The organism is Streptomyces sp. NPDC057486, assembly GCF_042802415.1.
Lineage (GTDB): Bacteria > Actinomycetota > Actinomycetes > Streptomycetales > Streptomycetaceae > Streptomyces > Streptomyces yanii.
Map to the genome: position 1 here is coordinate 1 of NZ_JBHVEE010000234.1, position 8,243 is coordinate 8,243.

Sequence of the window (8,243 nt, forward strand, 5' to 3'; positions counted from 1 at the left end):
CACCCCATGAGAGGTACGGCCTCTCACCACCCGATCGAGCGCATCATCACACACCAGTTCACCGACCCAGTGATCCAAAAAGTGCGAAACACGAGCGAACCTGTGGGGCTCGTAAAGTCATCGCTGCAGCTCAGGCCGTGTATCGGTACTCGTTGACGACCCCGCCGAGGACGCGGGTACGCAGGAGCCTGCGGGGCACGCGATCGTGCAATACCGCTGGCTGTTCCCGGACTTCGGGTGGTCGTTGGTCTCGTGATCGGTGTGGCCGATGCGTGTTGTAGTGCTCCTGGTACTTGGCGAGGACCTGGTGGGCGTGGGCTTCGTTCACGATCAGGATGTGGTCGAGGACCTCGCGCCGGATCGTGCCGATCACTCGCTCGCAGTGGGCGTTCATGCGCGGCGCCTGTGGCGCGCTGAGCAGAAGGTCCATGTCTTCGGCCTCGAAGGCGGCGTCGAAGGAGTCGGTGTACTTGCTGTCGCGGTCGCGGAGAACGAAGCGGAGCGACTCGAGGCGTGCGCCGAGGTCGGCGGTCAGATTGCGGGCCTGCTGGGTCGCCCACTGCGCGGTGGGGTGGGCGGTGATGCCGGTGATGTGGAGCCGGCGGGTGCCGTGTTCAAGGAACGCCGGCGCGTACAGCCGCCTGCCGGTGATCGTGTCGACGTGGAAGAAGTCCGCCGCGATGATCCCCTCGGCCTGGGTGGTGAGGAATTCGCACCAGCTCGGGCCGGTGCGGCGCGGGGCCGGGCCGATGCCGGCCGCGTGCAGGATTTCCCAGACCGTGGACGGTGCGATCGGATGCCCCAGCCGGGCCAGCTCCCCCTGGATCCGCCGGTGGCCCCACCGCGGGTCCTCCTTTGCCAGATGCACAACCAGCTTCTTGAGCGCGGCGGCCGTGGGAGGGCGGCCGGTGCGGCGTCGGTCGGCGTAGTCCCACTTCTTGGCGATCAGCCTGCGGTGCCAGGCCAGCAGTGTCCCCGGCGTGACCGGGAAGGCACAGCTCCAGCGGCGGCGTGGTATCAGCGACGACAGCGCGGCCAGCCAGAACCGGTCTGCGGGCTCGTAGCGGACCGGACCGCTGAGGTGTCGTCGCAGCACCGCGTTCTCGTGCCGCAGCACCAGCAGTTCGGCGTCCTTGACGGTGTCCCGGCGCAGCAGGACCGCAGGCACGGACAGCAACGCCCGGGTGGCCCGGTACAGCAGCGGGATGATCACTGGTGCGGCATCCCAGGCACCGCCGAGGGGCCTTGCACGCGAGCTCCCACCCGCAGCGATGACTTTACGAGCCCCACAGGCCTGGTCATGCCACAGATGTCCGAGGTCGAGCTGTACGTGGCGATCCAGCGCGGTCGCCGTGCTGGCATGAAGTTGGTCCGGCGCTATGTCTCAGACCGGGCGACACCCAGGGTGGAACCCAGGGCCGCCGTCGCATTGGTGGACCGCCAGGAACGGCCGCACGGCGCCGGACGTTGGGCCTGCATGGTGATGATGTCGAGCCTTTTAGTCATGGCCGTGCTGGTGATGGTGCCGTTCCTGCTTGCTTCGGCCCGCTACGTCGTCGTCCGTACCGGCCGGCCCGATTGGTTGCGACATGCCCTCGCGGCCCGCACACCGCGTCATGGTCTGGGTGTTGGGGCGTCGGTCGCCGATGAGCTGCATGCGTTCCTCAACTCGGCAAAGCGCGTGGAGATCGAGCACCGGGTGGAGGAACAGGTCCTGAAGGACGACGCGCTGGACGGCGCGCCGCCCTGCATGGGGGTGGACCTGGAAGCCGGTACAGCGGTGGTCCGGTGGACGCCGAAGCCCTGAGCACGGACCGGACACCGGCAGCCGATTCGCCGCCGGCCGACGGTCCGCTTCCAGGAAGATCATTAATGGCTGCACCGATGATCCCAAGGCCGTCATCCCCTCCCACCACACTGCCCCATGAGCAGTCGGTCGACCTGCCCGGCGAGCCACCGCCGTCACTTCTTGTGAACATCAGGATCAATGACTGCTGTCGAAACTCGTCAACAAACGCTGCTGAAAGTGAACGAAGCCAGCCTGCGTCAGCGTGCCCAGCTCGCGCAGCGCCTGGAGCTCTGCGCGGCCGCGGTCGTTGTCGGCCAGGTGCTCGTGACGGGAGTCCTGCCGGGCGTCGAACCGTGCGATCCGAAGTGGGCCGAGACGCTCACCAACGCCGACTGGCGGGCGCTGTCCCCGCTGTTCTGGACGCACGTGAACCCCTACGGCCGCTTCGAGCTGAACATGAACAGCCGCCTGGAGCTGGACCTGGCCACCCAGGCGGCGACGGTGCCCGGCCCCCGCACGGCGCCAGGCTCAAAGGCCCCGCGGCCGACGCCGCACGGTACGACCGGATCGGCGTCCTGAGCAGCGTATGAGCCCCGTCCTCCGGTGCCGGAGAACCAATGCTCCGCAGCAGGCCGGGGCCGGACTTACGCCACGCAGAACTCGTTGCCCTCCGGGTCCTGCATGATCCACCAGTGCCCGGCTGGCCCTTTGTTCACCTCTCGGACGCGGGTCGCCCCCAGGTCTTCCAGCCTGGCCAACAGCTTGTCGAGGCCGCCGGGTTCGCTGTGGATGTCGAGGTGCAGGCGGTTCTTGCCGCTCTTGCCTTCGGGTACGTCCTGGAAGAGCAGTCGTCGACCAAGGCCGACGCCGCTGGTTTCGTTGAACGGGTCCTCGGGGTGGCGGATCGCGGCATAGCCTCGGAAGGTCTTGCGGCCGCGATGCTCGGTGACTTCCTCCTCGCCGATCTGGCCGGCGACCAGCAGCTGCTCGATGAGAGCGCTGGGGTCTTCTACCTCGTACTCCAAGGCCGCAGCCCAGAAGTCCGCGAGGACCGGTGCGTTCGTGCTGTCGATGACCAGCTTCCAACTCAATGCCATGTAACCAGTTATATTGGTTACATGGACTCCTCGGCAACCAAGGGGCTGACGCTGCACTCCCATACCGGCGTCGCCTACCGGTTCGACCCCGGCGCGCTGTGCCTGGAACTGCTGACCACCGGCGGCCCCGGCCTCTACCGCCGGTACGAGGCCCTGCACGAGCCCGCCGACCTGGCCGCCTGGGCGGACCGGTCGCGGCTGACCCCGACGCCCGCACTGGACATCTCCGAAGCGGAAGTGGCCGACATGCGAGGGCTGCGCGACGCACTGTTCCGGGTGATCATCGCCCACACGCGCGGCAAGCCTCACCCGCCCCGCGACCTCGAGGCCATCAACGAAGCAGCCGCCCGTCCGGCCATGGCCCCCACCATCACGCCGACCGGCAAGCGACAGTGGGCCGGAACCCCCACCGGCACGCACCTGGCGGCCACCGTCGCCCGGGACGCCGTCGAGCTGCTGACCGGCCCCTTCGCGCACCGCATCCGCACCTGCGCCGCCGAGGACTGCCACCTCATCTACGTCGACACCTCACGCCCCGGCCGCCGCCGCTGGTGCTCCATGGAGCACTGCGGCAACCGCCACAAAGTCAGGGCGCTGCGCGCCCGCCACACCGAGGAAGGATGACCGCCATGCCCACAGGACTCACCAAGGACGCCGGCTGGCAAATCGGCGTGTCCCGCACCCTGCCCCACCCCGCAGCTATCGTCTGGGAGTTCATCAGCAGCCCCGAAGGCATCGCCCTCTGGCTCGGCCCCGGCGCGGTCCTCACCCCGGAACGTGGCACCCCCTACCGGACGACCGAAGGAGTGGCGGGCGAGGTGCGCGGCTACCGCCCCGCAGACCGCATCCGCGTCACCCACGGCACCACCACGGTCCAGGTCGCCCTCACCCCCGCAGCCGACGGAGCCCGGACGATGCTCCGCTTCCACCAGGAGCACCTGGCAAGCGCTGAAGAGCGCGAACGGCAACGGGCGCACTGGCAGCGCGTCATGGACCAGGTCGCTACCGCCCTCGACCGGCAGTGACGACGGCGTGCGACACCTGACCAGAGACCGACACGCACCAAGACGTCGGACTCCTCTCACAAACGGTGGCACCCTCAAGTGATCAACGCACCACCCACGGATGATCATGTGATCGTGGAGGTACAGGTGCGTGACTACGGGTTTTCGCCAGCTCAGCAGGATCAGATCTGGAGATGCTGGCGGGCGGGTCGGGGAAACGGGCTGGTCGCAAGGCCAGTGCCGCGCCCCGGCCCGACCCAACCCAAAGCCAGGCGACCGCCTGTCGACCCGGGATAAACCTGCCTGCGGGGGTCTCACGAATAGTGGAGCTCGATGTAGTCGATGTCGGTGAACTCGACTACGAGGCTGTCGGCACGGCGGCCGCCGTCCTTGAAGTACCGCTCCTGGAGGCCTTCGGCGGCGATCTTCTGCAGCCGCTGCCCTTCGTCGTCATCGATCTCTCTGACCCGTACTCGCTCTGCCACCCGCACAGCTTGACGTAGAAGCGTCACCTGGAGCATCCTCCGGACGCCGCGTCACGTCACAACGGGGCGAAGGTTGTCTGATGCGGCACTAGTGCTGAGTTCCTCAAGTTGTGGGTATAAAGCCTTCGTTGGGGAAGCCGCTGGGGGTGGGTTGTGCCGGGATTGTTGCGGGCTCGGACTGCTTCGGGGCCGGATGAGGAGAGGATGATCGCCAGGCTGGCGGGAGCGCGGAAAGCGCCGGCTGATCTGGTGATGAGAGCACGGATCATCGCTCTGAGCTGGGACGGTCTGCGGGTTGCAGCGATCGCGGCGGAGCTGGGCTGTCATGCCAAGACGGTGCGGTGGTGGCTGCACCGCTTCAACACGCTGGGCCTGGAAGGGCTGGAGGACCGGCCTGTGGCCGGTCGGCCGCGCCGGATCACCGAGGCGGAGCGGTCCTGGATCATCGCGCTGGCCAGGCAGGCTCCGCAGGGGCGTCTGACCAGGCACGAGGACGGTGAACTGGCGGCGGAGGACGAGTCGGGTGCACCTGAATGGACACTCGATGCCCTCGCCGAGGCCGCCCGCCGCCACGAAATCGAGGTGGGGCGTTCCCAGGTCCGCAGAATCCTGCTGGCCAAGGGCGTCAGATGGCGCCGCACCCGCTCCTGGATCCGTTCGAAGGACCCCGATTTCGAGGGAAAAGGACGAGGGTCGTCGGCCTCTACACCCGCCCGCCCGACGACGCCACGGTCGTCTGCGTCGACGAGCTCGGGCCGGTGATCCCGCGTACTTTCCCACCGGCGCCGGGCTGGTCGCCGGACGGACACCGCATCAAAGCAGAACTGGACTACGGCCGCGGACCGGAGAAGACCTGGGTCTACGGCGGTCTCCGCGTTGCGGACGGACAGCAGGTCACCATGACCGCATCCTCCCGCAACAGCGTCTTCTACCAGCAGTTCTTACAGAAGCTGGAGCAAGCGAACCCAGTTGGCGACATCTACGTGATCACAGACAACCTGTCCTCACACAACAGCCTGTCCACCCGGGCCTGGCTCGAGGACCACCCCCGCATCCGGCACGTCTTCATACCCGTCGGAGCATGCTGGCTCAACCTCCAGGAAGGCTGGTGGCGGATCTTCCGCAAGGCCGCTCTCGCCGGCCAGACCTTCGCCGGGCCCGACGAGATCACCCAGGCCACCGAACTCACAACAGCCCAGCTCAACGCCCGAGCCAGACCCTGGATCTGGGGCAGACCCGTCCCGCCAGCCCGACACCTACGCCGCCGCTATACGTACCGCCTTTAAGGAACCCAGCACTAGTAGTGCTTGGTCATCTTCACTCGTGAGCGGCGTGTCTGTTTGCTCCTGTTTCTCGGATCTCCCGGCGCGAGTGGGGTGTTGGGGCAGGCTGGTTCTATGGGCCATGGGGATCTGACGAATGCGGAGTGGGATCGGCTGGAGGCGTTCAATGCGAAGACCTCTGCAGAACGTGAATGAGTGGGGCAGTTCACTCGATCGGGGCGATTGAGTCGCCAGCTTGAATGACGTGGGTTCTCATTGAGCTGCAGCGCAATGGCGTTCGAGTAGAAGGTGGCGGATGTACAACATGTGCGCCGAAGACGTAGCGACGGAGAATGGCTCCGGAGTGGCCACGGACCCTCGTGGCATGGTGTCTTCCTCGATGCCAATGTCCTGTGTGCTCGGCTCTTCGGCGACAAGGCAGCGTCGACACCAGACGGCGTGTGCGACCGTGACGGCTACTGCCGCAGCTGCATGAACTTCGTTGCCCAGGCAGTTCGTACTTCTCCCGTCACGGCGGATTCATCCACTCCGGTCGGCGATGCCAGGCAGCAGAACGCGGACCCTGTTGCGCCGAATCCGGGAGGTCACCCTCGTGGTCACTGATACGTCCCAAGAGCTGAACCGGTCCCGGCCGCCGCTCATCGCACGCTGGCGCGAATCGGCAAGCCAGCACCTCACCCCCACGAAAAGATCACTGATCGTGACGTGGATCGCCTTCGGGGTCACATGGGGAAGCGTGCGGACCATTACCCACGGTATTCGCGGCGGATGGCTGCCCTGGGGGAACGTCTCCGCCGGCGGCAAGCACCTGCACCACTACAACTTGGGCATCGGCATCCTTGCCGGCATTGGCATCATCGCCGTACGCGGCGACGAGCGCGCCGTCGGCCACCCGGCCGTTGCCGCTGCCTACGGCGCAGGAACCGCCCTCATCGCCGACGAATTCGCTCTGCTCCTCGATCTGCAAGACGTCTACTGGGCCAAGCAAGGTCGCCTCAGCGTGGATGTCTCCCTCGGCATCCTTTCCGTGCTCGGCGCGTACCTGACCGCCACACCGTTCTGGCACGAGTGCGCTCGTGCGACCCATCACCACGTCGTCTCCGCCGCCAAGCAACACCTGACACACGCCAAGTAGGCACCGACGACCAGCACCTACAAGACGTCATCGACAGGGCGAACGTTGCCTGATACGGCACTAGCAAGAGGCCCTGCCGTCATGCACCACCACCGGCACGATCACCCGATCAGGAACCCTGTTCGACCAGACAAGCCCGTTGCGAGCGGATGGCTTCTCAGGTCAAATTCAGCCCGCCGTCCAGCACGATGACCTCGCCGGTGAGGTACGTGCTGGCGATCAGCGACGCCACCAGATCGGCCACGTCGGCGGGCTGGGCCGGGCGGTGCATGGGCGCGCGCTCCCGCCACAGCTCGTGCGCCTGTGCCCAGTCCTTTGTCATCGGCGTGTCCACCAGCCCCGGCGCCACCGCGTTGACGCGTACCTCGGGCCCGAGCGCCGCCGCGAGCAGCCGGGTCACATGATTGAGCGCGGCTTTGCTCGCCGCGTACGGCACCGACGAGCCCTTGGGGCGTACCCCGGCGTGGCTGGTGATGTTCACGATGCTGCCGCCCCCGGGGGATTTGCACAGCGCCGGAAGTGCCGCCGTGCACAGCACCCATGGCGCGATCAGGTTCACCTCCAGCAGTTGTCTCCAGTCAGCGGGTGTCGCCGCGGCCAGGTCGTCGTGCGGGATGGGCCAGCTGATGCCCGCGTTGTTCACCAGCACGTCCAGCCGCCCGAACCGGCCGAGCACCGTCTCAACCAGATCCCGGGCCTCGTCCTCCACCGCCAGGTCCGCCCGCACATACGCCCCGCCGAGCTCCGCCGCAAGCGCCTCTCCGGCCTCCGTACTGCGCCGTGAGTGCACGACGACCCGTATCCCGTCTGTCGCCAGCCTCCGCGCGACAGCCTCCCCGATTCCCGACGTCGAGCCGGTGACCAGAGCAACGGGCCGATCCGCTTGTTCAATCCTCATGCCGCGGACCCTGCCACGGTGGCCGTTACACCTGGGCCACCGCAGGAACACCCGAGCAGGAACCCTGTTCGACTGATCAAGCCGGTTGGTCGGAAAGCGGATCGCTTCTCAGCCCTGATCATGGGACTGACTGTGCCCCGCGCATCGCCTCGCAAGGCTCCGAACCTGTCGAAAGACACGTCGCGGTACTTCGCGGAGCTCACCGAAGGGCTGCGGTTCATCCGCGAGGACACGTTGCTGCCCCGCATCCTCGTGGTTTTCATGTTCGCCAACATTGCCGCTTCTCTGGGGCTGGTCCCTGTTGCGTACTGACAGGTAGAGAAGAACGCAGATCAGCGGCCGTGCCTGGGACTCTAGTGGCACGTCACGGAGGCTTGACCAGGTAGTCGACCTGTTGCCCATCGGCCAGCAGACTGTCCCCAAGATCTGATCTTGGAGGTGGTCGTGGGGCGTCGATCGAGTGTGTTCGTCCGGCCGGTGAGCATGGAGGAGGGCCGGAAGCTGCAGAGAATCAGCCGGAGGGCGAAGGACCCGGTGAAACTTCGTCGGGCG

Annotated in this window: 11 protein-coding genes and 1 pseudogene; 8 read left to right on the forward strand and 4 right to left on the reverse strand. The window is 66.9% G+C overall.

What is annotated here, in order from left to right; all coding sequences use genetic code 11:
• Positions 1-130: 130 nt before the first annotated feature.
• Entirely contained in the window at positions 131-1,213 is a 1,083-nt protein-coding gene (locus tag ACFU6I_RS46840; RefSeq protein WP_384380228.1) for an integrase core domain-containing protein, read from the reverse strand.
• Positions 1,214-1,309: 96 nt separating this feature from the next.
• Between ACFU6I_RS46840 and ACFU6I_RS46845 the strand changes: the two genes are divergently transcribed.
• Positions 1,310-1,807: a DUF6191 domain-containing protein gene (locus ACFU6I_RS46845; RefSeq protein WP_384380231.1), complete on the forward strand. Its 498-nt coding sequence runs from the start codon at positions 1,310-1,312 to the stop codon at positions 1,805-1,807.
• Positions 1,808-1,987: 180 nt separating this feature from the next.
• A complete protein-coding gene (locus ACFU6I_RS46850) occupies positions 1,988-2,368 on the forward strand; it encodes a hypothetical protein (protein ID WP_384380234.1) in 381 nt (126 codons plus the stop codon).
• Positions 2,369-2,433: 65 nt separating this feature from the next.
• Here the strand turns inward: ACFU6I_RS46850 and ACFU6I_RS46855 are convergent, their stop codons facing one another.
• On the reverse strand, positions 2,434-2,886 hold the full coding sequence (locus tag ACFU6I_RS46855) for a VOC family protein (protein WP_384380237.1): 453 nt from the start codon (positions 2,884-2,886) through the stop codon (positions 2,434-2,436).
• Positions 2,887-2,907: 21 nt separating this feature from the next.
• Between ACFU6I_RS46855 and ACFU6I_RS46860 the strand changes: the two genes are divergently transcribed.
• Together ACFU6I_RS46860 and ACFU6I_RS46865 are read left to right on the forward strand one after the other, a co-directional pair.
• Positions 2,908-3,510 (forward strand): CGNR zinc finger domain-containing protein, encoded by a 603-nt coding sequence (locus ACFU6I_RS46860; protein ID WP_384380240.1) that lies wholly within the window; start codon positions 2,908-2,910, stop codon positions 3,508-3,510.
• A 5-nt stretch (positions 3,511-3,515) separates the two neighbouring features.
• Entirely contained in the window at positions 3,516-3,911 is a 396-nt protein-coding gene (locus ACFU6I_RS46865; RefSeq protein WP_384380243.1) for an SRPBCC domain-containing protein, read from the forward strand.
• Between the two features lie 293 nt (positions 3,912-4,204).
• On the opposite strand, the pseudogene ACFU6I_RS46870 reads toward ACFU6I_RS46865, so the two are convergent.
• A pseudogene (locus ACFU6I_RS46870) lies at positions 4,205-4,327 on the reverse strand (XRE family transcriptional regulator); the annotation flags it as partial.
• Positions 4,328-4,627: 300 nt separating this feature from the next.
• On the opposite strand from ACFU6I_RS46870, the gene ACFU6I_RS46875 reads away from it, so the two are divergent.
• The 3 genes from ACFU6I_RS46875 (at position 4,628) to ACFU6I_RS46885 (ending at position 6,793) form a co-directional block, all read left to right on the forward strand.
• Positions 4,628-5,137: a helix-turn-helix domain-containing protein gene (locus ACFU6I_RS46875; protein WP_384380246.1), complete on the forward strand. Its 510-nt coding sequence runs from the start codon at positions 4,628-4,630 to the stop codon at positions 5,135-5,137.
• A complete protein-coding gene (locus tag ACFU6I_RS46880) occupies positions 5,023-5,661 on the forward strand; it encodes an IS630 family transposase (RefSeq protein ID WP_384380258.1) in 639 nt (212 codons plus the stop codon). The genes ACFU6I_RS46875 and ACFU6I_RS46880 overlap by 115 nt, the downstream gene beginning before the upstream one ends.
• 697 nt (positions 5,662-6,358) lie before the next feature.
• The gene (locus ACFU6I_RS46885) at positions 6,359-6,793 is read left to right on the forward strand and encodes a hypothetical protein (protein WP_384380249.1); all 435 of its coding nucleotides are present in this window, start codon (positions 6,359-6,361) and stop codon (positions 6,791-6,793) included.
• Positions 6,794-6,950: 157 nt separating this feature from the next.
• Here the strand turns inward: ACFU6I_RS46885 and ACFU6I_RS46890 are convergent, their stop codons facing one another.
• On the reverse strand, positions 6,951-7,691 hold the full coding sequence (locus tag ACFU6I_RS46890) for an SDR family NAD(P)-dependent oxidoreductase (RefSeq protein WP_384380252.1): 741 nt from the start codon (positions 7,689-7,691) through the stop codon (positions 6,951-6,953).
• 18 nt (positions 7,692-7,709) lie between these two features.
• Here ACFU6I_RS46890 and ACFU6I_RS46895 point away from each other — a divergent pair, with 18 nt between their 5' ends.
• On the forward strand, positions 7,710-8,003 hold the full coding sequence (locus tag ACFU6I_RS46895) for a hypothetical protein (protein ID WP_384380255.1): 294 nt from the start codon (positions 7,710-7,712) through the stop codon (positions 8,001-8,003).
• The last annotated feature ends 240 nt before the right edge of the window (positions 8,004-8,243 follow it).